The organism is Alkalibacterium sp. MB6 (assembly GCF_009935905.1).
In the GTDB taxonomy this organism is placed as follows: domain Bacteria; phylum Bacillota; class Bacilli; order Lactobacillales; family Carnobacteriaceae_A; genus Alkalibacterium.
Genome location: NZ_PREX01000008.1, coordinates 1 through 26,917, shown reverse-complemented (window position 1 = coordinate 26,917; position 26,917 = coordinate 1). Strand labels below are relative to the sequence as shown.

The 26,917-nt window shown below is 40.5% G+C and carries 19 protein-coding genes and 3 pseudogenes; 7 read left to right on the top strand and 15 right to left on the bottom strand.

Annotation, left to right across the window (positions count from 1 at the left end):
• Nucleotides 1–26: 26 nt before the first annotated feature.
• The 5 genes from C3945_RS04470 to C3945_RS04450 all read right to left on the bottom strand — a co-directional run bounded on the left by C3945_RS04470 (nucleotide 27) and on the right by C3945_RS04450 (nucleotide 9,125).
• On the bottom strand, nucleotides 27–2,297 hold the full coding sequence (locus tag C3945_RS04470) for a glycoside hydrolase family 65 protein (protein WP_161878493.1): 2,271 nt from the start codon (nucleotides 2,295–2,297) through the stop codon (nucleotides 27–29).
• A gap of 42 nt (nucleotides 2,298–2,339) precedes the next feature.
• Nucleotides 2,340–4,214, bottom strand: coding sequence for a glycoside hydrolase family 13 protein (locus tag C3945_RS04465; RefSeq protein WP_161878492.1), 1,875 nt, complete (start codon nucleotides 4,212–4,214; stop codon nucleotides 2,340–2,342).
• A gap of 368 nt (nucleotides 4,215–4,582) precedes the next feature.
• Entirely contained in the window at nucleotides 4,583–5,536 is a 954-nt protein-coding gene (locus C3945_RS04460) for a LacI family DNA-binding transcriptional regulator (RefSeq protein ID WP_161878491.1), read from the bottom strand.
• A 163-nt stretch (nucleotides 5,537–5,699) separates the two neighbouring features.
• Nucleotides 5,700–7,760, bottom strand: coding sequence for a beta-galactosidase (locus tag C3945_RS04455; protein WP_161878490.1), 2,061 nt, complete (start codon nucleotides 7,758–7,760; stop codon nucleotides 5,700–5,702).
• Between the two features lie 81 nt (nucleotides 7,761–7,841).
• Nucleotides 7,842–9,125 (bottom strand): TIGR02679 domain-containing protein, encoded by a 1,284-nt coding sequence (locus tag C3945_RS04450; protein WP_161878489.1) that lies wholly within the window; start codon nucleotides 9,123–9,125, stop codon nucleotides 7,842–7,844.
• 247 nt (nucleotides 9,126–9,372) lie between these two features.
• On the opposite strand from C3945_RS04450, the gene C3945_RS04445 reads away from it, so the two are divergent.
• Entirely contained in the window at nucleotides 9,373–11,643 is a 2,271-nt protein-coding gene (locus tag C3945_RS04445) for a S8 family peptidase (RefSeq protein WP_237585479.1), read from the top strand.
• Nucleotides 11,644–11,706: 63 nt separating this feature from the next.
• Here the strand turns inward: C3945_RS04445 and C3945_RS04440 are convergent, their stop codons facing one another.
• From C3945_RS04440 to C3945_RS04410, 7 genes are all read right to left on the bottom strand, one after another.
• Nucleotides 11,707–12,027 carry a hypothetical protein gene (locus tag C3945_RS04440; RefSeq protein ID WP_161878487.1) on the bottom strand — a complete coding sequence of 107 codons (321 nt, stop codon included), beginning with the start codon at nucleotides 12,025–12,027 and terminating at the stop codon, nucleotides 11,707–11,709.
• Between the two features lie 110 nt (nucleotides 12,028–12,137).
• Complete coding sequence (locus tag C3945_RS04435) at nucleotides 12,138–12,833, bottom strand: hypothetical protein (protein WP_161878486.1); 696 nt, start codon at nucleotides 12,831–12,833, stop codon at nucleotides 12,138–12,140.
• Between the two features lie 19 nt (nucleotides 12,834–12,852).
• Nucleotides 12,853–13,746: a hypothetical protein gene (locus C3945_RS04430; RefSeq protein WP_161878485.1), complete on the bottom strand. Its 894-nt coding sequence runs from the start codon at nucleotides 13,744–13,746 to the stop codon at nucleotides 12,853–12,855.
• The gene (locus C3945_RS04425; RefSeq protein WP_161878484.1) at nucleotides 13,730–14,671 is read right to left on the bottom strand and encodes an ABC transporter ATP-binding protein; all 942 of its coding nucleotides are present in this window, start codon (nucleotides 14,669–14,671) and stop codon (nucleotides 13,730–13,732) included. The genes C3945_RS04430 and C3945_RS04425 overlap by 17 nt, the downstream gene beginning before the upstream one ends.
• A complete protein-coding gene (locus tag C3945_RS04420; RefSeq protein WP_161878483.1) occupies nucleotides 14,668–15,861 on the bottom strand; it encodes a hypothetical protein in 1,194 nt (397 codons plus the stop codon). The genes C3945_RS04425 and C3945_RS04420 overlap by 4 nt, the downstream gene beginning before the upstream one ends.
• Nucleotides 15,862–15,871: 10 nt before the next feature.
• Nucleotides 15,872–17,065, bottom strand: coding sequence for a hypothetical protein (locus C3945_RS04415; protein ID WP_161878482.1), 1,194 nt, complete (start codon nucleotides 17,063–17,065; stop codon nucleotides 15,872–15,874).
• A 398-nt stretch (nucleotides 17,066–17,463) separates the two neighbouring features.
• On the bottom strand, nucleotides 17,464–17,934 hold the full coding sequence (locus C3945_RS04410) for a GNAT family N-acetyltransferase (RefSeq protein ID WP_161878481.1): 471 nt from the start codon (nucleotides 17,932–17,934) through the stop codon (nucleotides 17,464–17,466).
• A 101-nt stretch (nucleotides 17,935–18,035) separates the two neighbouring features.
• Between C3945_RS04410 and C3945_RS04405 the strand changes: the two genes are divergently transcribed.
• The 6 genes and pseudogenes from C3945_RS04405 to corA all read left to right on the top strand — a co-directional run bounded on the left by C3945_RS04405 (nucleotide 18,036) and on the right by corA (nucleotide 25,578).
• Nucleotides 18,036–19,007, top strand: a complete 972-nt coding sequence (locus C3945_RS04405) for an ABC transporter ATP-binding protein (RefSeq protein ID WP_161878480.1) — start codon at nucleotides 18,036–18,038, stop codon at nucleotides 19,005–19,007.
• Nucleotides 19,007–20,527: an ABC transporter permease/substrate-binding protein gene (locus tag C3945_RS04400; RefSeq protein ID WP_161878547.1), complete on the top strand. Its 1,521-nt coding sequence runs from the start codon at nucleotides 19,007–19,009 to the stop codon at nucleotides 20,525–20,527. Before C3945_RS04405 ends, C3945_RS04400 begins: the two co-directional genes overlap by 1 nt.
• A gap of 172 nt (nucleotides 20,528–20,699) precedes the next feature.
• Nucleotides 20,700–20,906 (top strand): hypothetical protein, encoded by a 207-nt coding sequence (locus tag C3945_RS04395; RefSeq protein ID WP_161878479.1) that lies wholly within the window; start codon nucleotides 20,700–20,702, stop codon nucleotides 20,904–20,906.
• 420 nt (nucleotides 20,907–21,326) lie between these two features.
• Nucleotides 21,327–22,809: pseudogene (guaB, locus tag C3945_RS04390) on the top strand (IMP dehydrogenase).
• Between the two features lie 12 nt (nucleotides 22,810–22,821).
• Nucleotides 22,822–24,377, top strand: a pseudogene (guaA, locus tag C3945_RS04385) (glutamine-hydrolyzing GMP synthase).
• A 184-nt stretch (nucleotides 24,378–24,561) separates the two neighbouring features.
• Entirely contained in the window at nucleotides 24,562–25,578 is a 1,017-nt protein-coding gene (gene corA, locus C3945_RS04380; RefSeq protein WP_161878478.1) for a magnesium/cobalt transporter CorA, read from the top strand.
• Nucleotides 25,579–25,643: 65 nt separating this feature from the next.
• On the opposite strand, the gene C3945_RS04375 is transcribed toward corA, so the two are convergent.
• The 3 genes and pseudogenes from C3945_RS04375 to C3945_RS12120 form a co-directional block, all read right to left on the bottom strand.
• Nucleotides 25,644–26,129 carry a hypothetical protein gene (locus C3945_RS04375; RefSeq protein WP_161878477.1) on the bottom strand — a complete coding sequence of 162 codons (486 nt, stop codon included), beginning with the start codon at nucleotides 26,127–26,129 and terminating at the stop codon, nucleotides 25,644–25,646.
• Nucleotides 26,130–26,164: 35 nt separating this feature from the next.
• Nucleotides 26,165–26,674 (bottom strand): hypothetical protein, encoded by a 510-nt coding sequence (locus C3945_RS04370; RefSeq protein ID WP_237585476.1) that lies wholly within the window; start codon nucleotides 26,672–26,674, stop codon nucleotides 26,165–26,167.
• Nucleotides 26,675–26,689: 15 nt separating this feature from the next.
• Nucleotides 26,690–26,896, bottom strand: a pseudogene (locus C3945_RS12120) (GNAT family N-acetyltransferase); the annotation flags it as partial.
• Nucleotides 26,897–26,917 lie beyond the last annotated feature (21 nt).

Genomic DNA, 26,917 nt, shown 5'->3' with positions numbered 1-26,917 from the left:
AAAAGAGAGGGCAAGCCTCTCTCTTTTTATTTTTCGACTGGGTGAGTCACTGTGTCTTCCAGGGTAATGTCTTTGCCGTATAACTTAAACGGTAATGCGTCTCCCTCTTCCAGAGTAAAGGTCATGTCTTTTTTCTTCACATCCACACTGATCAATCGACCTCTGTATTTCAATTTGAATTGATAACCGTCCCACTCAGTTGGGCAGTAAGGATCAAATGACAGGTCTCCTTCAAATGTACGCATGCCTGCAAATCCGTGTACAATCGACAACCACCCACCACTCATTGACGTGATGTGTAAACCGTCTTCTGTATCGTTATTGTAATTGTCCAAATCTAAACGAGCTGTACGGCTATACATTTCAAATGCTTTTTCTTTTTTACCCAATTGTGAGGCTAAAATAGAATGCACTAATGGAGATAAGGATGATTCGTGAACAGTTAGTGGTTCATAAAAATCAAAGTTACGTTCAATCTCTTCATTTGTAAATTCATGATTTAAGAAATACAAGCCTTGTAAAACGTCTGCTTGCTTAATGAATGGCGAACGTAAAATTTTATCCCATGACCAATGTTGGTTAATCGGTCTTTCTGCTTTATCTAAAGAATCAACTGGGCGTAACTCTTTGTCCAAGAATGTATCGTGCTGGACATAGACCCCTAATTCTTCATCTTCAGGATAGTACATGTTATCAACAACATCTTGCCATTTAGCTAGTTCTTCAGTATCAATGTCTAGAGCTGCTTTTTTATCGTCAGCTACTTTTTCAAGTGATTCAAGCGTGTAGCGGAGAGTCCATGTAGCCATTTGGTTTGTATACCAGTTGTTATTGACGTTGTTTTCGTATTCGTTTGGTCCAGTGACGCCATGCATCATATACTGTTTGTTGCGCTCAGAATAGTGAACCCTGTCTGCCCAAAAACGTGAAATGCCAACCAGTACATCGATGCCTTTATCTAGTAGATAACTTTCATCGCCATAGTACGTCGAATAGTTGAATATAGCGTGAGCAATAGCACCATTACGGTGAATTTCTTCAAAGGTAATTTCCCACTCATTATGGCATTCAATCCCTGTGAAGGTAACCATTGGATACAATGCCCCTTTTAGTCCTTGTTTTTGAGCATTTGTATAGGCTTGTTCTAACTGGTTATGACGGTAAACAAGTAATTGACGAGCGACTTCTTCATCGGTAATCGATAGATACATCGGTAAAATGCAGGCTTCCGTATCCCAATAAGTCGCTCCGCCGTATTTCTCGCCTGTAAAGCCTTTTGGACCAACGTTTAAACGAGGGTCTTCCCCATAATAAGTCGCAAAGAGTTGGAAGATGTTGAAGCGGACTCCTTGTTGGCTGGCTTCATCTCCATCAATAATCACGTCAGCATTATTCCAACGCTCTGCCCAAAGGTTTACGTGGTCAGCTTTTAATGAATCAAAACCAGCTGATTCCGCATCGGACAGTATAGACGCTGCTTCATCCACTTGCTTCTCTTCTTCTACGTCCCGACTTGTGACGACGGCGACTAGTTTGGTTAACGAAACGGCTTCGCCTTGAGTTAAGCTAGCTGAATAGCTTTCTTCTACTTTCATAAAGGAATCAGACGATTCGTTTTTATTTAAGCCTTCTGCCACATTTTTCATCATCGTTGTAACGGTAAAGCGATCTATTCCAAAGTTGTTTTCTTTTGTTTTCGTTGTTAAATAAGGATTGGGTTCGAGACCTCTGTTCATTTCTAGCCAGAACTTCTCATCATAGTTACTGTCTTCATTCACAACATCCCCATCTAAATAAGGAGTCATTTGAATATCAGCATCACCTTTTAGTAAGTCTGCATTGATTTTAATCACGGCTAATTCTTTTTTAGCGACGCTGACGAAACGAGCGAAACTTAATTTCACTTCTGTGTTGTCCTTCATCCAAATGTATGACCGGTTGACTATGCCTTCTTTCATATCTAGTTCAAGGTGGTAATCTTTCACGTCATCTTTTGCCAAGTCAACTTGATGGCCGTTTATGGTGATGGTAACAGGAATAAAGTTCGTTGCATTAATTACTTTTCCAAAATAGTCAGGGTAACCGTTTTTCCACCAGCCGACACGGGTTTTATCTGGGTACCAGACTCCTGCGATGTACGTTCCTATATGCGTGTCGCCAGAGTACCCTTCTTCAAAGTTTCCACGAAGGCCCATATGACCATTTCCAATAGAGGTTAAACTTTCTTGAATTCGTTTATTATCATTCACTTCTGTTGTGATTACTTTCCATGGATCAATTTTTGCTATGCGTTGCATTTTGCCACGTCCTTTTCTAATCGTTCATTCAAGCGTCTCACCTTATCTATTTATTGCGTAAGACAATACTTTACGTTTTTTAGCTCGGTTACGTTTTTGCTTCAACCGTTCTTTAATTTCTTCTTCTTTATCTTCATAGTAATAAACTGCAAAGCCATTGTGATGCAAAATGACTTCATCTTCGACTTCTTCATCTTCAACACTCAATAATTTCTTTGCCCCTTTAGGCAAATGGGGTTGGAAAGCTTCTTCTTCGTCTTGGTTAAAGAAAAAGTGCAATTCTTCATTCCCTAATCTACGTTTGAAGCCTAAAAATAACTCATCGTCACGAATATCATGCCAAATCGTTTCACCAGATATTAAAATGTCTTGGTATTCTTTTCTAAATCGAATCAAATCTTTAAAGAAAGCTTTCATGTCATGATCTTGTTTGTCCTCGTCCCAAATCATGCATTTACGGCAATCCGGGTCCGGTCCACCGTCTAAACCAATTTCAGTCCCATAATAAATACAGGGCGCACCTGGTTGAGAGAACAAGAAGGTCATGGCTGCTTTTACCACCGTCTTATCGTCATGGGCTTTCGTCAAGACGCGGGCCGTATCATGAGAATCCAACAAATTAAACATCACTTCAGTGGTTTGCTGGCGGTAAAGCATGAGCTGGCTGTTTAAGCCTGAAACGAGTCTAGACGGGGATAAGATCTTAGTAAAAAAGTAGTTCTCAATGTTATCTGTGAAGGCATAGTTCATTACGGCATGGAATTCGTCACCGTTTAACCAGTTTTGAGACGAATGCCAGATTTCTCCTAAAATATATAAGTCTTCTTTTACAGCGGTTGTTTCTTTAAAGAATCGTTTCCAGAAGTAGTGATCGACCTCGTTGGCTACGTCCAGTCTCCAAGCATCGATGTCAAACTCTCTAATCCAGTACCTTGCGATATCTAGTAAATATTCCTGTACTTCAGGGTTAGCTGTGTTGAGTTTAGGCATGTGCCCAGTGAAGGCGAATGTATCATAATTCACTCGTCCCACATTCTCCAATTCGTCCGTCGTCAGTTTTGAGACATCATCAACAGGGAATGAGTGAATATAGAACCAGTCTTTATAAATAGATTTCTCTTGATTCTTAATAATATCTTGCCATTGAGGGGAGTGGATGCCTACGTGGTTAAATACGGCATCAATCATCACTCGCATACCACGTTTATGCGCTTCTTCAACGACTTTCTTGAATAATGCTTTATCTCCGAAATGAGAGTCGACTTCCATATAGTCAATGGTGTCGTATTTATGATTCGATGTTGCTTCAAAAATAGGACAGAAATAGAGGCCATTAATACCTAAGTTCTCTAAATAATCCATTTTATCGAGCACACCTTGTAAATCGCCACCGTAAAAGTCATCTCTGCCTGGATGCTCTTTGCTACCCCAAGGCAGGACGCCTTCTGGATCGTTTGATTGGTCCCCATTTGCGAATCGCTCTGGGAAAATCTGATACCAAATGGTTTCTTTTGCCCACTGCGGTGCACGAAAAGCATCAATTTCATGAATATAAGGGACACGGAAATAGAAGTTCATCTGTTTTAAGAAAATCTCTTCAAACGGATAGACACCTTGATCTGAGTAAAAAACCTCTACACCATCTTTACCGATGACTCGAAAGCCGTACGCCATGCGTCGAGTCGGCTCGTTGGTATCGATCTGCCAATAATCATGAATATTGGTCGATGCCACTTTTTTCATTTCTTTTCCACTCGTGTACCATTGCTGTTCATCTAATGCATAGGGATCCCCGCTTAATAACTCAACGGTTTCAACATCGTTTGCTTTTGTTCGTAGCCGAATGTGGTAATGACCATATTCATACAAATATGAGTACTCACTTTCGGCACGGTGATAAAGTGCTGCTGTATCCATTTACTTTCCTCCTGAATCTAAGGTTATGTAAGACCACCGAGATGGCATGCTATCTCCAGTTTGTTTAAAAAAGCGATTTCATCTTGATTCTAGCACCCTGATAAAAATAAACAAGGACATTCGATGTGTTACCGATAACAAAAAAGATAAGGGAGACTTCTCTTTACTCTTCTTAATTTTTCTAATAACTTGCTTTATAGAATACTATTCTTCTTAATTTTAAAGCTAATCCCTCTATTATTAAACTCAAAGACCTTCTTTATCTAGATTTTTAACCACAGTGGATGATGCTTTCACTCCCCTATAAAAAAGCAAAAAAACCATTCCCCGTCCTTTTTTAAAGGTGAGAATGGCTGAATTTCCTATTATTAATTATTACGGGTTGTGCCGCCTATTTTTATATCCGTTTCAAAGAGTTGGTTGCCTTGAGACTTGCCGCCTGCTTTGACTTTGTCTAGAACCATTCGGGCACAGGCTGCGCCCATTTCATCAATGGCTTGCTTGACGGTCGTTAATTGTGGGTAGGCAATTTGATCCAAGAATACACCGTCATGTCCGATGACGCCATATTCTTCAGGAATATTTCCGCCACGTTCTTTAATTTCACGAATCACACCCATGGCTAATCGGTCTGAGGCACATAAGAATAGTGTGTTTTTTGAAAAGGAATCCCAATGATCACGAATAAAAGCTGCAGAGTAACGAGATCGATTCTCCAAACGGTAAATATGCTTTTCTTTTCCGTATTTATCCATGGTTTCAGTGTAGCCTTTTTCTCTTGATTGAGCGAACGGTTCATTCACATCAATACCGAGATAAACAATGTGGTCATAATCTTTTTCCAAAGCATATTCGGTTGCTTTGGCCATGCTCTTAACGTTATCACTGTCCACAAAATCTAATCCAAAATCATTTTCTCCAAATAAGACGACAGGTTTCTTTAAACTTTTAACCAGCTCTTCATCTTTGCTACGCATCCCACATACAATGTACCCATCAGAATCTCCGATTTGGATATTTTTATGAGTCAACAACTGAAGACTATAGGAATACTTATCCAATTCATTAGCAATCCCTGTCAACAAAAACATGTAATACGGTTCAGTGACTGTCATTTCTTCTAAAATTAATAATTTAATGATTTGAGTTCGGTTATGGGCGAGAGCGATTGCCGCTGCGTTCGGCCGATAGTTCAGCTCACTCATTGCTTCGTAAACCAGTTCCTTTAACTCATCTGTAACCTGTTCGGGGTGATTGATGACTCGAGAAACCGTCATTTTAGAGACATTGGCTTTTTTTGCCACGTCATTTAATGTGACCACGAATCTTCTCCTTTCTCTCCCACTAAATAGTTGAATCCTTTTCTCTATTATACCAATACTATCGGTTATTACACTAGACAATGTGAAAAAAGTGACCGCTTCCCCACCATAATTGGCGAAAAACGGTCACAATTACTTACTAATTTGTATAAAAAGATGATGGTTAGGCTTCTTTTGACTTTTCGACAATTCTAACATCGTAAGGTTTCAGCTTCAAATCGCCCTCTATATACTCTCCACTTTGGCTATCTAACACTCTTTCGTGCAAGGTCAGCGTCTGAGTTTTTTCAGTAAAGTTCATAATGAAAATGGTTTGCATCCCATTTGCTTCTCTTGACTGAATGGAGACACCACGTTTATGGCTAGCAGCTAAGGCCGGTTTTAGATCCATCTTTTTAATCAGCTCTTCGTAAAACGCATCATGGAACCGTTGCTCTAAACGGGCACCAATATAGTAGGCTTTCCCTTCATAGTAGGCATGTTCGGTCAAGGCCGGTGTGCCTTCATAAAAGTCTGACTCATACTGGCCTAAAACGTTAGCTCCTTTAGCCTCCATAATGGTTGCATAGTCTTTGATTTCGTATTCGAACCCTTTGTATACCATTGTATTTTTATCCGATGGATAGAAGGTATCCGTTTCTAGCGGTTCGATTCCAAAAGTCTCTCGTAACGGCTTCAACCACCCACCCATATGAGTTAAATCAGACTCGTCCACCAAACCAGTCAGATAAGTTGAGACGAGTGTGCCACCATTTTTCACAAAGGTCTGCAATGTAATAGCAGTCTCTTCTGACATCATGTAAAGCATCGGAACGATTAACAGCTTATAAGCTGAGATATCTTGTTCTTTCGTCACAATGTCAACGGCAATATTTTTATCCCAAAAGGATTGGTAATGTTTCTGCAGGGTTTCACCATAATGCTTTGTTTTCAAGCCAAATCCTTGAGCATCTTTTAGTGCCCAATCACTTTCCACATCATAAAGAATAGCCACGTCGGCTACTCTTCTGTAACCTGTCACTTTCTCTGATACTTCTTCCATCGCTTGACCAAGTTGAGCCACTTCTTTAAAGACGCGGTTTTCAGATGAGCGGTCATGATCCACAACTGCACCGTGGAATTTCTCAGAAGATCCTCTTGATTTGCGCCACTGGAAGTACAGGATACTATCCGATCCATGTGCCAACATTTGCATCGAAGACAAATAGTGCATCCCTGGACGCTTCGCTTTATTCACATCATGCCAATTCACTGCACTTGGTGTCGACTCCATTAATAAAAATGGCTGGTTTTTCATCGTGTAAAAATGGTCATTTAAAAAGGCTGTGCGAGAAGCGGTCGTTGCCGTGTCTTCCCAATCATTATGCCAGGCAGGATACGCATCCCAACTGATGACATCCACTTCTTTGGCGAATTCACTGTAATCCAGTCCCGTGAACGGCACAAATTCAGGATTGTCCGACATAAAGTTAGTCGTAATTGGAATAGAAGGCGTCAACTCTCTTAATGGTTCGATTTCACTCTTATAAAAATCAATCGTTTGATGCGAAACAAATCGTCTCCAGTCCAGATTCATCCCGTGAACAGCACTCTCTCCAATCGGTGAAGGGGATTCAATTTGTTCCCAATCGGTAATGGTATGGCTCCAAAACGGACCCCACCATGAGTGATTGAGTTTATCTAAATCGTTATCATATTTGTTTTTTAAAAACGTTCTAAAGTTTTCCTGGCAAAGGTCACAGTGGCATTCGCCGCCGTACTCATTAGATATGTGCCACATTAATAGAGCGGGGTGATTGCCATAACGCTCGGCTAATTTCCGGTTCATTTCCTGCGTTTTTTCACGGTAATAAGGCGAGGAAAAACAATGGTTATGACGCGCCCCATGAAGGTGCTTCCGTCTGTAAGCATCCGTTCTCAAAACTTCTGGATGAGCTTTTGACATCCATGCCGGCCTTGCTCCACTTGGCGTAGCCAGTATAAAGCGGCCTCCTATCGAGTCAATGCCTTCGATGACTTTATCAAGCCAATCAAATGCATAGCGTCCTTCTTCAGGTTCTAATGCAGCCCAAGCGAAAATACCGACGGAAAAGGTATTGGTGTGAGCCAACTTCATTAACTTAACATCTTCTTCTAAAATATCCGGGTAAGTTAACCATTGATCTGGGTTATAATCCCCTCCGTGTAATAAGCGTTTTTCATCTGTCACTCTTCTTTTATCCACACTTGTCTTCCTTTCAACTGATAATCACTAACTCTATCCTTTCACTTTCCACTCTCATTCTTATCTATCTAAACGAGTCTGTCAATCCCTATAATAGTAAGCCAGCTCACTAATAAGTTCATCAACAATAGACATGAGATAAGCAGGGTGGCCTCTATCTTTCATTTCGTCTTTAAGACACGCCAAGTCATCCAGATGATGCTTATCGAGTAAGTTTTTCTCTTCTTTTGACAAGTGATTGGATTCATCTATTGCTTTTAAATACGTATCCACTGTCATCTGCCAGGTCTTTGCTTTTTTAGGGTAATGCATGAGTAATTCTTCAGCTCGGACGATAGACTCTGGTGTTAAATCTCCGACGAAGCGCATCTCAACCGCCTCTGCTTCCAAACGGTCAAACACTTCCCAAGCAGCACAAGACCATTTTTCCTGAAGACAAATCATAGGAATAGTAGGTACCTCGTCAAGAATTCGCGTAAATAATTCTGGATTATCGATTACCCAAACGATTGATCGTTGATGGGCAGGGTAAACCGCAGATAATTTGACCATTTCTCTCAAAGGAACCGTCATGATGCTGCGAGAATGGACTGCTGCTTCCCACATAAGATGATAGCCTCTGGGTGTTTCCGCAAACAAGTTGGCTACCGTCACCGCATCTGTAATATCTTCTCGATATAGATTAAAGGATTGGAGCAAATCATCTTCTGCTTGTTTGGTTTCAGGTAAGGCGATGGGTTCAATGGCATGTAAACGTCTCGTTTCTGCTAAAACATGCAACCATAATTGACCCAATGTGGTAGTAGATTGAAAGGCATCAGGATTAAGGGTAATAATTTGGCTGAATACGGACAACCGAACCGGTCTACTTGGAAGCAAGCGAATCCCTTCTGATAGATACAAAACCATTTGCTCAAAGTCATTGGGTGACTGTTTAATTAAGTCATGAATCCATTTCGTATCTGACGTATGCCGTCTCACATAAGCGAGCCAATCTTTTAATAATGAGAATGTCTCTTCTAAGCCCTTAAGGTAATCTCGACGTTCTTCCACCGCAGAATAAGTCAATAGAGGCTCATCGAAATACGTTTCAAGTAGTTTAAGTAAACCAATCCCATTATAAGGAGCCTTGTCGAGCACGCGATCAAAAGCCTCCAACCCCACTCGTCCTTTCTGCCTCAGTGATTCCACTGACAGATTAAAAAAGTGCGCAATCGGTTCAAGCTCGTCGTCTGTAAAGGCAGTTAAGCGGACGTATCCTTTTATGCCACCATGTTTATTGATTTCCTTTTTAAATGACTCATATAACTTATCAATTCCAGGATGAGATTGATTATTAAACAGTATATCCTCGCCGTCATTCATTTGTTCAATGCACTCCCTCTTCTTTTCTTGTGTGTCTATTCTACCATTTTATTGAGTTAATCTATATTTTTTTAACAAATTGTGACAACTGTCTGGTTTCTTTTCATTTTTATGAGTATATTGAGCCCTTTATGCAGTGGGTCTATGATACTATATTCACTATAAGTCATAAGACTTAATTATTATTGTTAAAATGACTGTTTAAATACCTTGCAACAAAGAAAAGGAGACACGATACGTGCGTAAGATGACTAAACTATTATCAGTATTAGGTGCCTTTCTATTATTGGCTGGTTCTTTATTACCGGCTACTCAAGTGTTTGCACACGATCGCCATCATAGCGATCAATACATTGACATTATTGTCAGGTATCACGAAGAAGTCCCTTCAGAAGAAGATTTAGATCCTGCTTTTCAAAATGTTCAAACAATGAGCCTCCTTCCGATTCAGACCATGACTGTGCCTGCTTCAGCTGTGAAAACAATCAGTCAGCAAGAAAATGTGAGACGGGTCACTTATGACCAAGAAATGTCTACCACAGAAGCGGATCGTCAAGCGTATTCTGGCGATGGATGGAACAATAAAATCATTCGTGCAGATGAAGCTTGGGAAGAAGGCTTCACGGGAGAGGCTGTTCGTGTCGCTGTGTTAGATACTGGTTTTTATAATCATCCAGATATCACATATGCCGGTGGTTACAGTATTTTTGACGAGGAACATGAATGGGGAGCCGATCCTTGGACAAACGACCATGATGGGCATGGCACTCATGTAGCTGGTATCATCGGTGCTCACCAAGGTAGTCGTACCCAAGGTGTGGCTCCTGGCGTTGACCTTTATGGTGTAAAGATTTACCATCAAACACGAGGCAACCGTACGCAAGCAAGCAGCTTAATTGAAGGCTTAGCATGGGCAATTGAAAACAACATGGACATCATTACCGTGAGTTCTGGTTACCCTGAATTTAACCCTGATATCTATGAGATGATAGAACTCGCTGCTCAACAAGGTATTCTAATCGTCGCAGCCAGCGGGAATAGAGTGGACGGAAACGAAACGGTTGATTACCCTGCTGCCCATGAAGAAGTCATTGCCGTTGCGAACGTCGATAATCAATTTGTTCGAGCACACGACTCGATGCTTGGCCTTGAAAATGAATTGGCCGCACCCGGTCAAGATATAATGGGCCTTGGCACACCAGTAGACGGCGCTAATCATGTTTTAATGTCTGGAACGTCTCAATCAACCCCTCACGTTGTGGGTATTGCTTCACTGTTAATGCAAAAGTACCCCGGTGAATCGAGTGAACGTATTCGGCAACGGATGAATTCAAAAGCATTGGATTTAGGCGCACCTGGTCGGGACGTCGAATTCGGTTTTGGTTTGGTTCAGTATACCGACGCTCCTTTAGAAGAAACCGTAGAACCAGAAGACCCAATAGAACCTGAAGAACCCGTTGAAGAGGACGAGGTAACTGATGTCCCTGAAGGTGAAGGTGAAGAACATACTGAGGAAGTAACCGACGTAGAAGGTGAAAGTCCTGAAGACAATCTAGATGAAGTTGATGAAATTGTCGAGGTTCCTAACGAAGAAGAGACAGATTCCGGTTCAGTTACGGACGAAACGACCGATAGCGAGACTCCGACTGAGGACAGTGCCATAGAAGAAGGAGACACAGAAACTTCATTAGAAGAAGAGATTGAGGACGAATCGGAAGACGAGACGGATGAATTAGATTTTACGTCTTCAAGTACCGTCTGGATTAGACCTTACGAAGCAAATGGCTTAGGCTTAATCACAACAGAAGACATTGAATCCGTTGCTGATAATGGCGTGCTGGCCATCTCGTTTGACTCGACTTTGAATAACGTTCAGCGTGTCAGTTTGACCAAAGAACAAGTCAGTCTGCTGAAAAGTAAAGGCATCACCTTACTGATTGCACGCATCGACTTAGAGTGGGTTATCCCATCAGCCAATTTAGTTGATGACAGTGCCACACTCATCTTTGAACCAAATACTACTTTGTCTGAGCATGAAGCGAGTGCTAAGAGTGACATTATACGGTTCAGCATCGAACAGAATGGACAACATTCTCAAGCATTAGCTGAACCAATGGCTTACCGTTTCTTCACGAATGATGCAGAAGGACAAGGGGACAAGTTATATGAGTGGAATGACGACTCACAGGAATGGATAATCTTTGGTGAAACGTATTCTAACGGTGCAGTCATCGGCTCTTCTCAATCGACTGGAACCTTTGCTGTTTTCAATCCAAATGAATTAGAAGGCAGTTTCATTCAAGCCAATAGTGAAGGTGAGTCTCTAGAAGAGACTACAAGTGACGAGGAAGAAGGGGCTAATGTAAGTGATACCCCCGATGAAACAGATGCAGCCGTTGCTCAAGAATCCGATGGTATCGACACATTGAATACACCCCTTGCGATAAGCGGGGCTGTCGTCATTCTTGCAGCGGTCAGTGGAGGATTTTACTTCTTTGGTGGTAGATCGAAAGAGTAACAAAATTGGATAGGAAAAAACATCCCAAGAGACGATACCATACGTCGCTTGGGATGTTTGATTTTATCTAAATGAATAAGAATTGCGTTTACTTCTCTTGTTTCTCACTTTGTATACTATCGGATTCACTATCGCTAAAACCACAATACCTAGGTATAAGTAAAAGGTAATGGCATCGCCATCTAAGTTATACGAGTCCAAAAAGAAATTTTCAGTGACTAATAGTGACGTAGCAATGAATAAATGTGTGATAGAAACCGTCAGTACTGAAAAGAAGGTCACCACCACGTTACGACCTTTTGGAATAAGTGATAAAATTAGAAAGATGCCCAATATTGCGAGAATAACAATGAATACCAATCGGAACTCTGTAAATACTTCCATGTTTATTATAAACCCCTTTGATTGCGTTATTTTCTTTATTTTACAAGGATAGAGGTCAAAATACAATCTCTTTCGACCTGTTGGCCGAATTTCGTTCTTTATGAAAAAACTTAATAGAATTGTCGACCAAAATTCCACCCGCCAATCATTTCCTCAATCGTCACTGCGGTATACGCATCATACTCTTCAAGTTCTTTTTGCTCTTCTTTAGGCAAACTTAGAGAATCGAAAATAATATCAAATTCATTATGAAAACCCAGTTCTTCAAAACGCCCGTCTGTCAGGTGGTAGCGCCAACCCACTAATTCTCGTTCATCCTCAGTCCAATGGATGTCTCCTTGGTAAGTAAACACGTATTGGTTGTCCTCTCCGTAGGTAAAGTAGTGCACATTCCCTTCTGATCCTAAATAAGGGTAATCAAAAGGACGTGTGGTCCTCTCCCCTTCATACATATCAAGGAAGGATAGTTGCTCGGCTAAATTAGACGACCGTCTATAGGAACGTACAATAGAGGCATCTTCATTATTACGGTAACCCAAGACGTAATTAAATTCTCTGATACCTGGTGTCACAAACTCATTTTGTTCCAACCAGTACTGGTTCTGATAATGTCCAACGAGACCGACTAGAGCACTTAACCCAAGGATACCGAAAAACACTCTATGTGCCCATCTTCTATTCGGTTTGCCTTTTTCTGTGTAAGAAATAAGCATAATATACGCGATCAAGAGAATCAAAAGAAAGACTGCAAGCACAGGCATGATGAGCGTATAAAACTGTTCTGCTCTAATCCAAAATGAATACATTTTAACTTCCTTTCATTGTTTAGTCTACTTTTTCAAATACAATTTGGTAAATCATCGGGATATAGAGCTTGTCTCCATTCGCTAATTCAATTGTAGACGCGCCGGATTGGGCATCAATCATTCGTCTGTTCAGTTCATGTTCCTCAGAGCCAATGTAACCTAATTGATAGAGCTCATCATTTTCTTCATGTGTCATCATAAATGACCAATTGGTGGTAGTCAGTTCTATCACGTCTGTCTCTCCATCCGATTTAAAATGATACAACTCACTCGTTCGAGGGGCACTCCCATTTTGCCATTCATAAGTTCCTGCTTCTATGTGCTTACCAACCTCAAAATGTCCGGCAATCAAAGCCGTTTGCCCTTCTTCAATAAATTCGCCCATTTGTGTAAGGTCCTCATAATAAACTGTCACAAGAGGATCATTCCCAGAGAGTTCTATGGTATCCCCTTCTCTTAAGTCTACTACCGCCGTCATCACGCCATTACCGTCTTGAAAGTGATTTTCAAATGTCACGACACCTTCTTCATCTCTTACCGTCATCTTTGCCGTGTGAATAATCCACATATCCGGACTAAAATCACTTTCTGCCCCTTGAAGGTAGACACGCCCCGGTTCGACCTCTTCCCCAACAACGTAATTGCCTCCTTCCAAAACAATGGACTCTTTGCCTGTAAAGTCTAACGACTCCTCAAAAAGCGAGTCACTTAGAGGGTAACGGTAATAGTCTTCCTGGAAATCGTCATGGATTACTTTAGACTCTTTGTATAGAGCAGTGGCTTCTTCGTGTTCGACAATGGGCTCCCCATCGTATAAAGGCGTTCTTAAGCCGGCAAAAGAAGCACAGCCTGAAAGAATAATGGTTACCAAAAAAAATAAGAAGCTAACAGTTAATTTAGACAAGCGTTTCATTGCTATGCCCCCTACTATACGAATGCAATTCAAGTCCGTACAAGTGCGAATAATATTGCGCTGTTCCAAGAGGACCGACTGATAATTCAATGTCCCCCGATTGTCTGATGAGTCGATACAAATCAACTTGTTGTTCATCGGTCATCTTCCCAATAGGAATACACAGCATGCTATTCCCTAAATGAATCGTTCTATTAGGCATAGGGAAGACTTGTTCCAATGCGATTGCTTGTTTTTGCGTACAGACCAATTTAAAGAAGTCTTCTCTTTTGTCTGCATGATCGATGATGTGGTGGAGTTTTTTATCTTTTAAGAAGAATACTTTGTCAGCATATTCATCCAAATTGTCCAATAAATGGGAAGCGATCATAATGATTTTCCCTTTTTCTCTTAACTCAATTAAAATGTCTGATACTAAAGAGACGTTCTCGGGGTCCAAACCATTCATTACTTCATCCATAAACATAATGGGTGTATCTGCTGCAACAACCATGGCAAAGCATAAACGTTGGCGCATCCCTAAAGAGTAGGTACTCACTTTGCGATCAACGTAATCATCCATTTCAAGACGCTTGATGATCGTTTGAACATCTTCGCGCCTGCCTGCCCACATATCTGCATACATTTTAATGTGTTCTGTTCCAGAAAAATTCTCATGCAGATCAGCTTGGTTCGGAAAGAAGTTAATTAATTGATGCAACTTCAAAATATCCTTATCCTTGGCCGTGTATTCTTTTCCGTCAACAAGAATCTGTCCTGATTTAACAGGAATGAAACGCATAATGGCATTGAACAAGGTTGTTTTACCTGTCCCGTTGGGCGCAACCAAACCAATCAATTGGCCATTTGATAGATGAAACGATATATCTTCTAAAATTACTCGATCGCCGTAAGATATGTTCATGTTTTTAATTTCTAAAGTCATTTAGATATTCTCCTTCTCAAGCCAAATGTTTGGGTTGGAATCAATTTAAAGATAAAATGGAAGATCAATTCGATGAGAACCCACATAACGACAGCAATGATAGGCAAGCGCCAAAACTCAATCGTCTGCAACTGATACACTCTAGCACTTTGTCCGCTCACGACAGATACAATGTCCGTGTAAAAGGATGGCTGCCAACCTGTCACTGGAGTAAAGAACGTCCAGACCATAGGTAACAGAACAAGTCCCCCAACCACAAATAATGTCAAATAAATATTTCGAATCATCCAACTCAAGCCATTAATAATAAGGATGAAGACATAACTGACAAGCATCCCTAACCCAATTAACAAAAGACCATACTGCCATAAAGGGATATACCTAACCGCTTGATTAAAGTAAACACCGATCGGGTACCACAAGCTTCCTGTCGTCTCAGAAAATAAAGATACTAGATAACTGATGGCTATGCCTAAAAGTGCCACTAGCCAAGAGATAGCCCAAATGAGTATGGTTCGTCCTCTCCATTGCGTTTTCATTGAAAGAGGCAAACCTTGCGTCACACTATAGTTTTTTACTTGATCTTTTGTGAAATGATCCCCTGCTAAAAGCGCAATAGCAATAAACATGACAACCGATACAAATAATTCAATCTGTTGCTGGAGAACTTGAGACGCGGAGAACGGGTTCCATTCAAAGTCTAAGTCATACCTTTCCAAGGCATCATAAAAACCAACTTGTTGTTCGACTTCTTCTCGCGTAGGCAAGTAAACATCCAATAATAAATCATACGATTCAAATTCCGTTGCATCGTGTAAAAATAAGTTGTTTACAGCCATTTCACGACCATTGTTTACATAATCTGATACAACGTCTTCAAGACCAGCTACCGTATTGCCTTCTTGCTGAGTTAAGATATACCGGTTTAAACCAATCAGCATTGAATTCCGTCCCAATCGTTGTTGGACCTCTTGACCCAATTCCCCTTCAAAATGAGATGCCGGAATCATTCGAAATATTTGATGGGAGTCGCTGTACTCTTCTCGAATCTGCATCTCAGGCAAAACCACATTTGACTGTCTATAGAGCAAAGAGAACGATCCCAAAAATATAAGAAAGCCTAATATAATCAGTCTCGTTTTCCAATCACGAAGCAATAATAAACCGTTCCACTTAAATACTTTTTTCATATTGCCCCTCCTAGCCTATAAACGCCTGACGCGTTATTTTTTTGGATACTATCCAGTTCAGTAATTCTAAAACGAGGATGGTCACTACCAGGACAATTAATCCCCTCACATAAGGCGTATACGTCATAAGATCCAAAGCCATCCGCCCACTCGCCACTTCTCCAAAATGGAAGTAAGTTTGCGGAAACCATGTGGCTGAAACCCCAAACAATTCAGATGTTCCTGGACTGTAATATAGTTGTGGAAACATGAGAACAAACACGGAGAGAATGAGCACAACAACATCGTGTTTGACTAATAAACTAAATAGTGACGATAAGCGTGTAAAACCATACATTAAAAGCAAACTATAGGGAAGCACGCGTACGAAATATGTTCCAATCGCCTCGACAATCATACTCACCATAAATTGCCCCTCTTCAGGCGGCGATAAATCAAATACACCCACTGGAAGGTTTAGCGTGCCAAAGCCATAAAGTAGGCCGTTAACCAGGATAAAAAATCCTGCTAAGGCAGCCGCAAAAACTAAAAAGAAGCCCATTGCTGTGAGTGACTGAACCAAGACGTAAGTAAACCAGTTAACTGGTACGCCTAACTTTTGCGTGCGCAACTTACGATCTTTTGTGACGACATCACTTACCATAAATAATAATAGGAAAATAAGCACATAAGGTCCTTGGCCAATTAAAAATAAATGAAGCTGCTGCAAGCTCGTCCGTTCGTGAACAATGTGAAAATTTAGCTGCTCTACTTCATCCATATAATAATTATTTTTAAAGGATTGAAATGCTTCTTCTTTAGCGTAACCAAGTAAAGTAAAGGGTTTTTCTTCCGGAACAAACTCACGTTCTTCTGAAGTGGGTCGATAAGAAATACCTAAGTAACGCCTCACGTCTCCCATTTTAAGAGCAGTCAACAATTCCCTTTGATTAACGTATTCATTTCGCGCTATTTCATAAGCACTCGTTCCAGTCATAAAGGTTGGAACAGTTAACCCCTCCTCAAGGCGGTCTTCAAACGTTTGACGGTTGGAATCCATGCTACGCTCCAATGCCACGACATCCACCTCATCATGAAAGCGAGTATTGGGTAAAATAAGTAAGCTATGTACTAATAACGCTCCAAAACATAAAACAATAACCAATCGGTTCTTCTTATTTCGCCACATATAGGCGAGTGTTTCTCGTACAACTTGCCTCTTCATTTAATCGTCCCTTTGCCATTTTAGTATGTATTTTCATTAGTTTACCATAAACTTCTCATAAAAAAACTTCTAAATTCATTTTATTCTCATAATTATTCATCATATAACTTTCCCTATTTAAGTATTTTGAATCTAAATGACACGTTATACAATTATTTTTACTTAATTATCATTAATACGTGTTTTAGTACAAGTTAATATCATTTTAACTCAGTAACTTGTATCAATTAGCATTTGGATACAAGTTAATATTATTTTCTCTCAGTAACTTGTATCAATAAGCATTTGGATACAAGTTAATATTATTTTCTCTCAGCAACTTGTATCAATACCGATTATCAGCTCTCATTTATTCAAAAAGACAAGAACCCTTGGCAGACGGTTCTTGTCTTTTCTACTTAAAACTCTTTTAATAACCACGTGTCACAGGCATTATGTTCGCTGCCTTCCAGTGGTTCTTTCAGTAGCGAGAAGCCGTAGCGCCTATATAACTGGTTCGCTTTGTCCAATGAAGCAAAGGTTTCGATATAACAAGCTGAATAATTCTGGGCAGCAAAATCGAGGGCTTTTTGAATTAACTGATGGGAGTAGCCTTTCCCTTGCTCACCTTCAGCAATGTATAATTTTTGAATTTCGCCAATCCCTTTTTCCTTATCATAAGGTCCGACCCCACAACCGCCGATGACTTTGCCCTCTTTTTCTAACACCCAATACTTTGCGCCTTCTTGTTTATAATAGTCGCTTAACTCAAATAAGTAAGGGTCAAAATAAGCGGTCCCTGGAATATTTAACTGATGACGTTCTAATGAGTCTTGAACTAATTGACCAATCGCCTGATTATCTTTTTCTTCGATTTCTCTCAGTCGCATCTGTGCACCTGCTCTCCTTTTTCTTGTGGGTAAGTATATCATAATGGAAAACCTTTGCCTTTTGTTATACTAAAAATACATGAAAAAAAGGAGGAACCTTAGTGATTCGATTTGAACACGTGTATAAACGCTATGGAGAAACGGCTGTCGTTGACGATTTCTCCCTGGAGATAAAAAAGGGAGAGTTTTTCGTCTTAATTGGACCCAGCGGAAGTGGGAAAACCACTACATTGAAAATGATTAACCAATTGATTGACCACTCAGAAGGTCGTCTCTTAATTGATGGAAAAGAATTATCTGACTACAATATTCAAGAATTAAGATGGAATATTGGATATGTCTTGCAACAGATTGCCCTTTTTCCAAATATGACTGTAGAAGAAAACATTTTAACAGTACCAGACATGTTGGAGTGGTCTAAAGAAAAGAAACAGAGTCGGGTAACCGAACTTCTAGAACGGGTCGATTTGGACCCAGACACTTACCGGCATCGACAAGTATCCGAATTGTCAGGTGGACAACAGCAACGCATCGGAGTTATAAGGGCTTTAGCAGCAGATCCTGACATTATTTTGATGGATGAACCTTTCAGCGCTTTAGACCCCATTACTCGAAACAGCTTGCAACAAGATGTGGTGGCTCTTCAGCGCGAGCTTAAAAAAACGATTGTCTTCGTGACACATGACATGCAAGAAGCCATTAACTTAGGCGACCGAATTTGTGTGATGAATCAAGGCCGGATTGAACAAGTGGGCACAGCAGAAGAGATTTTAAGTCATCCTGCCAACGATTTTGTCAAAGAGTTCTTACGAACGGGCTTGCCTTATTACGAAGAGAAGAAAACCGTTCAGCATCTCTTAGACAAAGGATACAGATCAGCTGAATTAATTGATTCCCAAGAAACAATCACTCGCACGTCTTCTATTGGTGAATTGACTGTCGCACTTTCCAAACACCCTCATGTTCAGGTATTGAGTGACCATTCTGATGAGTTGGTTGTTATCACAAGAGAGGACCTCATTCATTACTTGGCAGAAGAACTTTCAACTAGCAAGGGGGTGCAAGCACCATGATGAACGCCTTTATTCAAGCTTTTCAAGAAAGAAGCGGAGATGTCTGGACTGCTTTAATTGAACACATGCAATTATCTTTTCTTTCATTATTAATAGCTGTCGCTATAGCCGTTCCTTTAGGTATCTTCTTATTGGACCGGGAGAACATTGCCGAACCAATTATTCAAATCACAGCTATTTTCCAAACCATTCCGTCATTGGCCGTTTTAGGTTTGTTGATTCCAATTATTGGAATAGGAACGATTCCGGCAGTTTCAGCTTTAATCATTTATGCTCTGCTCCCCATTTTAAGAAACACGTATACCGGTTTAACAGGTGTGGATCCGTCTATAACTGAAGCCGCTGATGCCATGGGGATGAGTCGCTTTAGAAAACTAAGAAAAGTTCAATTCCCAATCGCTTTACCGGTTATTATGGCAGGTATTCGAACAGCCATGGTGTTAATTATTGGGACGGCTACAGTTGCAGCTTTAATTGGAGCGGGTGGACTCGGAAGTTTAATTTTGCTGGGTATCGACCGTGGTAACAACAACTTAATTATTTTAGGTGCCGTGCCTGCAGCCTTATTAGCCATTGCTTTTGACGTCTTGCTGCGTTATTTGCAAACCACCTCTTTCAAAAAAACACTGACTATTTTAGGAACAGGTATCGTCGTCATTGGTGCCCTATTAATTCTACCCGTCATTTTCTCAGACGAAGACGACTTAACGATCGCCGGGAAAATGGGGACAGAACCTGAAGTCCTAATGAACATGTACAAATTACTGATTGAAGATCAAACGGATTTAACAGTAGATCTTGAGCCCAACTTCGGTATGACGACCTTTGTCTTCAATGCGCTACGTTCTGGAGAAATAGATATTTACCCAGAGTTTACTGGTACCATTTTGGCAGACTTCTTTGATGACGTCCCTGAACCCGGTACACCGAGAGAAGAGGTTTATGAACGCGCACGTGATAACATTGAAGAAACTCATGACATGACGCTTCTTGAACCAATGGATTTCAATAACACCTATACTCTAGCTGTTACAGCTGACTTTGCGGAAGAACATGGTCTCGAAACCATCTCTGACCTCGCCCCCGTCTCTCACTTAGCTGATGTTGGGTTCACCATTGAATTTAATGACCGACAAGATGGTTATCTCGGTATTCAAGATTTATATGGTTTCTCCTTTGATAATATTAGCACCATGGAGCCTCAGCTTCGCTATACCGCTATTGAACGAGGGGATGTTAATTTAATTGATGCCTACAGTACGGATCCGGAAATCGATGAATATGACCTTGTCGTATTAGAAGATGACCAAGGGCTGTTTCCTCCTTATCAAGGTGCTCCTTTGATGATGACTGATTTACTTGAAGAGTACCCAGAAATCGAAGACGCTCTATCCGTATTAGCCGGTCAAATAACCGATGAGCAAATGCGCGGGATGAATTATGAGGTCGTCTTTGAAGACAGACATGCGGAAGACGTCGCCAGAGAATTCCTAATTGAAGAAGGTTATTTAGAAGACTAACTAAAAAAAGAGTAAACAAGCCAACTGGCTTGTTTACTCTTTTTTATCTTTCAATAGTTCTGTAGATAATAATGTTGTTAATCTAAAATTGGTTTATTAGTTATAGATAGTTATATTTTCATAGGCCTTGTTAATAGTGTATAGTTATTGACTCAAAGCCATAAAAGAAGAGTTGTATAAATCCGCTACATACGAAACCCTTCACTGGAAAATCATTGCATCGTTCCAATACGCTTTTGCAAAAGAGCTATTAGGCGAATCTTCTAACGAATCAACTTTAGATAGTATCAATCATTACTTAGCCTTTGGCGAACAGACGTATTACGATGACATTATCCTTTATAGGCAGAGATTACTTAAAAAGCACAAAGCTAATTAAGTCTAACGATAAATGTTATACATATCAGCAAATAGTATGTTTCATTCTTCCAATTAAATTGTTCGTGTTTAAAGCTTTTTTCAGTGTTTAAACACTCCTTTCGTTCGTTAATATTTAAATAAAATTAACATTTCTTCTTCTGAATTAGCAATCGTTCATTAAAATTCCCTAAAATTTAAAGCGTATAATTATGTATAATTCTGTATTTATACATAGTTCAAACGACATAAATCCTTTCACTCCCCTATTTATGGGGAGTTTTTTTATTATAAACGGCGCTTCACTTTCTGAAAATATTCTCATATTCTATATTTCCTCTCATTTGTCGCGTTGACGCCTTCCAAACCGTTTGGTACACTACTCGATAATTTAACACTGACGCTTCAGCCGTACACCTATACAAGAGAGGATATGATTACAATGACACAATGGGAAAGTAAATTTGCTAAAAAGGGCTTCACCTTTGATGACGTCCTGCTCGTTCCATCCGAAAGTCATGTTTTGCCAAATGACGTGGATTTATCGGTTCAACTCACTGATAAGATTCGACTGAACGTGCCTATTTTAAGCGCCAGCATGGATACCGTCACCGATTCCCGTATGGCTATCGCCATGGCCAGACAAGGGGGACTGGGGATCATTCATAAAAATATGTCTATTGAAGAACAAGCTGACGAGGTCCGAAAGGTTAAACGTTCAGAAAATGGTGTCATTATTGACCCTTTCTTTTTAACACCTAACCACTTGCTCTCTGCCGCTGAAGAATTGATGTCTCGCTACCGCATCAGTGGGATTCCTGTCGTTAATTCCTTAGAAGACCGTGTCCTTGTCGGTATTTTGACTAACCGTGACTTACGCTTTTTAAAAGATTACAGCCAAACAATTGATTCTGCCATGACTAAAGAGAACTTAGTAACCGCGCCTAAAGGCACATCTTTAGAGGAAGCCGAGAAAATCTTACAGACACATAAAATTGAGAAATTGCCATTAGTCGATGATGACGGTCGCTTAAGTGGTTTGATTACGATTAAAGATTTGGAAAAAGTGACCCAATTCCCGAACGCGGCCAAGGATGAACATGGTCGATTACTGACTGGGGCTGCCATTGGTGTGACAAGCGACAGTTTCTTAAGAGCTGAAGCCTTAATTGAGGTTGGCGTTGACGTGATCGTTATTGATACGGCTCATGGACACAGTGCCGGAGTGATTCGCAAAGTGAAAGAAATTCGTGATCACTTCCCTGACATTGCTTTGATTGCTGGAAATGTCGCTACGGCAGAAGGAACAGAAGCCTTGTTTGAAACAGGTGTAGACGTTGTCAAAGTCGGCATTGGACCAGGTTCCATTTGTACCACTCGTGTCGTTGCTGGTGTCGGCGTCCCACAAATTACCGCTATTTATGACGCGGCAACTGTTGCCCGAAAATACGGCAAAGCCATCATTGCAGACGGTGGCATCAAATATTCAGGCGATATCGTTAAAGCTTTGGCAGCAGGTGGGCATGCCGTCATGCTGGGCAGTATGCTAGCCGGCACAGACGAATCACCAGGTGAATTCGAATTGTATCAAGGACGCCGCTATAAAACGTACCGCGGGATGGGTAGTTTAGGCGCGATGCAAAAAGGTTCAAGCGATCGCTACTTCCAAAACTCTGTAAACGAAGCCAACAAACTCGTTCCAGAAGGTATTGAAGGACGCGTGGAATATAAAGGCAGTCTAGAAGATATTATTTTCCAAAATGGTTGGAGGCTTGCGTTCTGGCATGGGCTACGTTGGCGCAACTGACTTGAAGGAGCTTAGAGAAGAAGCTCAGTTCATTCATATGAGTGGAGCCGGCCTTAAAGAATCTCACCCTCACGATGTCCAAGTGACAAAAGAAGCACCAAACTATTCTATACGATAAAGAGAGGCGACAATGACTTTGAAAACGAATATAAATGAACTTGAAAAAATAGCTATATTGGATTTTGGTGGCCAATTCAACCAAGTTTTGGCCAGACGTATTCGTGAATTGGGTGTGTATTCAGAACTTCTTCCTCATACCATAAGCGCTGAAAAATTAAGAGAGCAGTCAGTTAAAGGTGTTATTTTATCCGGTGGACCCAAGAGCGTGAATGACCGTGACGCGTATTCTATTGACCCTAGGATTTTTGAAATGGGCGTCCCTATTTTGGGCATTGATTATGGTATGCACCTTATCACTAAACACTTCGGTGGTTCTGTAGAAAAACATACTTTCCAACATTTAGGCAACCGTTCTGTTTCCCTATCGGAAGAAGCCGGTTTATTGTTTAACGAACTGACTCAAAACCAATCTGTTTGGGTCAGTCATACAGATCAAGTCACTTCTTTACCTAAAAAGTTTAAAGTAACGGCTTCAAATGATGAGTACCCAGTCATGGCTTTTGAAAACAGTGAAGCAACAATTTTTGGCCTGCAGTTTCACCCAGAAGTCAGCCATACTGAACAAGGTACACAACTCCTTGAAAACTTTGTATTTAACAGCTGCCAAGCCAGTGGTAATTGGAGCATGACACACTTTATTGAAAAAGAAGTCGCAACTATTCGAGAAACAGTGGGGGATAAAAAAGTTTTGCTTGCCTTATCTGGTGGCGTGGATTCAAGCGTCGTTGGTGTTCTTTTAAACAAAGCCATCGGCAATCAGTTGACATGCATTTTTGTGGATCATGGTTTGCTTCGAAAAGACGAAGGCGATCAAGTGATGAACAGTCTCTTTGCAAATTCGGTTTAAACATTATTCGAATCGATGCCAAAGACCGCTTCTTAGGTAAATTAAAAGGTGTATCCGACCCAGAACAAAAACGTAAATTAATTGGAAATGAATTTATTGAAGTCTTTAATGACGAAGCTGGAAAATTGGAGAACGTGGACTTCTTAGCTCAAGGAACCATTTATTCAGATGTCATTGAAAGTGGAACAGCCACAGCTCAAACCATTAAATCGCATCATAACGTAGGTGGGTTACCTGAAGACATGACTTTCACATTAATTGAACCTTTGAACACACTATTTAAAGACGAAGTGAGAAAACTAGGCATTGAGTTAGACATGCCTGAGTCACTCGTCTGGCGCCAACCTTTCCCCGGCCCAGGTTTAGGCATTCGTGTCTTAGGGGAAATTACTGAAGAAAAATTGGAAATCGTTCGAGAAAGCGACGCTATTTTACGTGAAGAAATCAAATTAGCTGGTCTTGACCGTGATATTTGGCAGTACTTCACTGTTCTTCCTGGTATTCGTAGTGTGGGTGTCATGGGAGACACGCGCACTTATGACTATACTGTCGGTATTCGTGCTATCACGTCTATTGATGGAATGACTGCCGATTTTGCACGAATCCCATGGGATATTTTACAAAAGATTTCCGTCCGTATCGTTAACGAAGTCAAACACGTGAACCGTATTGTGTATGACATTACCAGCAAACCACCTGCAACTGTCGAGTGGGAATAAAAAGATAAAGGACCTGAAGCTAACAGTTTCTGGTCCTTTTCTGTGCTAGCCTATTTCGTGAGACAATACTAAAGTTTAGCGATAAATCTCGCAACACCTCATAATCAGCGTTAGTAAAACGATTATCCTAATGACTACCTTAACTCTTAAAGGACTAAATCCTTCGTTAAAAGAGGTATAATGAATGCAAAGAGACTGCCAGCTAAAATCTGGAGGGATAGGCATGTATGACAGCAAACTGTTTTTTATTCAATATGATAATGAAGATATTGACCGAATGGAACTGGAGAGCTTAGATCAACTAGACCTAACGGGTGGTCGTAAAGTGAAATGGCTAGAAGTTCTTTCACTAAATGACGAGACATTGATAAAAGGTGTCGGAGAACGATTCAACCTCCATCCTCTTGTTGTGGAAGATATTTTAACTACCAACCATATGCCTAAACTCGAAGAGCATGACGATTACTTGTTTTTAATACTCAATGGCATGAGTTTAAGCAAAAACAACCAGTTAGAAGTGAAGCAATTTAGTTTTATCTTGTACGAAGATACCGTACTCTCTTTTCAACCGGTTGAGACAAGCATATTTGATGAGGTCATAGCTAAATTAAAAGATGGCACTCGCATAAGAAAAAATCAGGCGGATGATTTACTCTATACTTTGACCGATACTGTCATTGAAAGCTACTTTCCATTAATAGAAGCGTTAGGTGAAAAGATAGATGAGTTGGAAGACGCTGTTTTAGAAGACCCGACTAAAGACATCCTTACTGCTATTCATCACTTGAAAAAAGAGCTCATCCATATAAGAAAAACACTTTGGCCGATGAGAAACGCGGTAAGTAGCCTCTCGAAAAATGATTACGCATGGATCGATGAAAAGACTCTCTATTATTTTAGAGACGTCTACGACGATATTGTTCAGCTCATTGACTTAACAGAAACCTACCGAGAAATTTGTTCAGGTATATTAGATACTTACCTGTCAAGTATCGGAAACAAGACCAATGATATCATGAAGGTCTTAACAATCTACTCAGCTATATTTATTCCTTTAAGTTTTCTGGCGGGTATATACGGTATGAATTTCACCCACTTTCCTGAATTGAACTGGACATACGGCTACACAGGTTTTTGGGTAGTGTCGATTATCATCACAGGGTTGATGCTTCTGTTTTTTAAGAAAAAGAAGTGGTTCTAATAGACATTAAATAGGCAGCAGTGAGACACCACTTGAATAGCGCTCGCTGCTGCTTTTCTTATCATCTACTCCACACTTAACAAAATAGCATAACTAACAGTATCACTCTCCCAACTTGCCAAGACTTCGTAAATGACTTCTCCTTGGTCAGGGAGTTCAATTTCTTGTGATTCACTAGTTACATTGCCATATTCGTCCCAAATCTTCACGGTATAACTCAATGGTTCTTCTTCAAACTCAAGTGACACGTTTGCGTCTCCATCTACTGGAGTAGGTTCAATCATCTTGACTATGTCGTGCGGTCCAGCAGCATCCACTACTGTGGTAACATAGTTGCCATCTCCCAAGTCTACAGTCCAACTATACGCACCCACTTCTGCCGTTACTGTCTCTTCTCCGATGTGGACAATTAAATGAGGTGGTGTAATCATCGCGTCTTCTGTATCAACCTTATCAATGTCTGGGCTCCCTTCCACTTCTTGATCGGAGCAACCTACACTAATCAACAGAGCTATTAGTATTGACGTTGCTGATAACCATTTAGATACCATACGCTTGTCTCCTCTTTAAAGATAAGTAATAGTTTTTAATTCAACACGTACGCATCCCACGATATACTTCTATCGTACTCAAACAGATTTAGCATTGCTGAAGCGAATGGATCAACATCATCGGCTTCAATTGAGACTGTTTCAACATTCTTCATTAGGTTATTTACCACACTTTTGTAAAAGGGGAGATAATTATGCAAAGCCACGTGCTCTTTGCCTCCTATATATCCTATATCAATATCCTTCATATTTTCAGCCTTATAAGATAGGACATACGCTTCAACTTCTCCCTCTTTCAAATAGATGTAAGAGTGATCTTCATTAAATTGATCCATGATAATGTCCTTCCAAGTCTCAGCACTAACCGTTTCATTCAATGCGTTAACTGGTTCATGACATTCTTTATAATTCGTTAGCTGAAGTTTTAGGAGCTCTCTTTTTTGTTCTTCTGTAAGATCTTTGAACGTGACTCCCTCATCAGTATAGTCTTTCTCACTATCAAATAAAGGATGGGTCAGTGCCGGGGTGTAGCACTTTCTTGCCAAGTTGAAACCCCTTCTGTTTAAAAATGAGCGAGCTCCATCATCACTTGATGAAATCGACATCTGAAATTTCTTGGTAGGGGATAGCTTGTATAACTCATCGAATATTTCTGTTCCTATTCCTTCATGTCGGTATTCAGGAGAAATATAAATTCCTATGTATTCTCTGGATAGGTTACACTTAGCTAGACAGAAAAGATAAGGTGTGTGATAATACGTAAGCAATCACACAGGAGGAATCATATC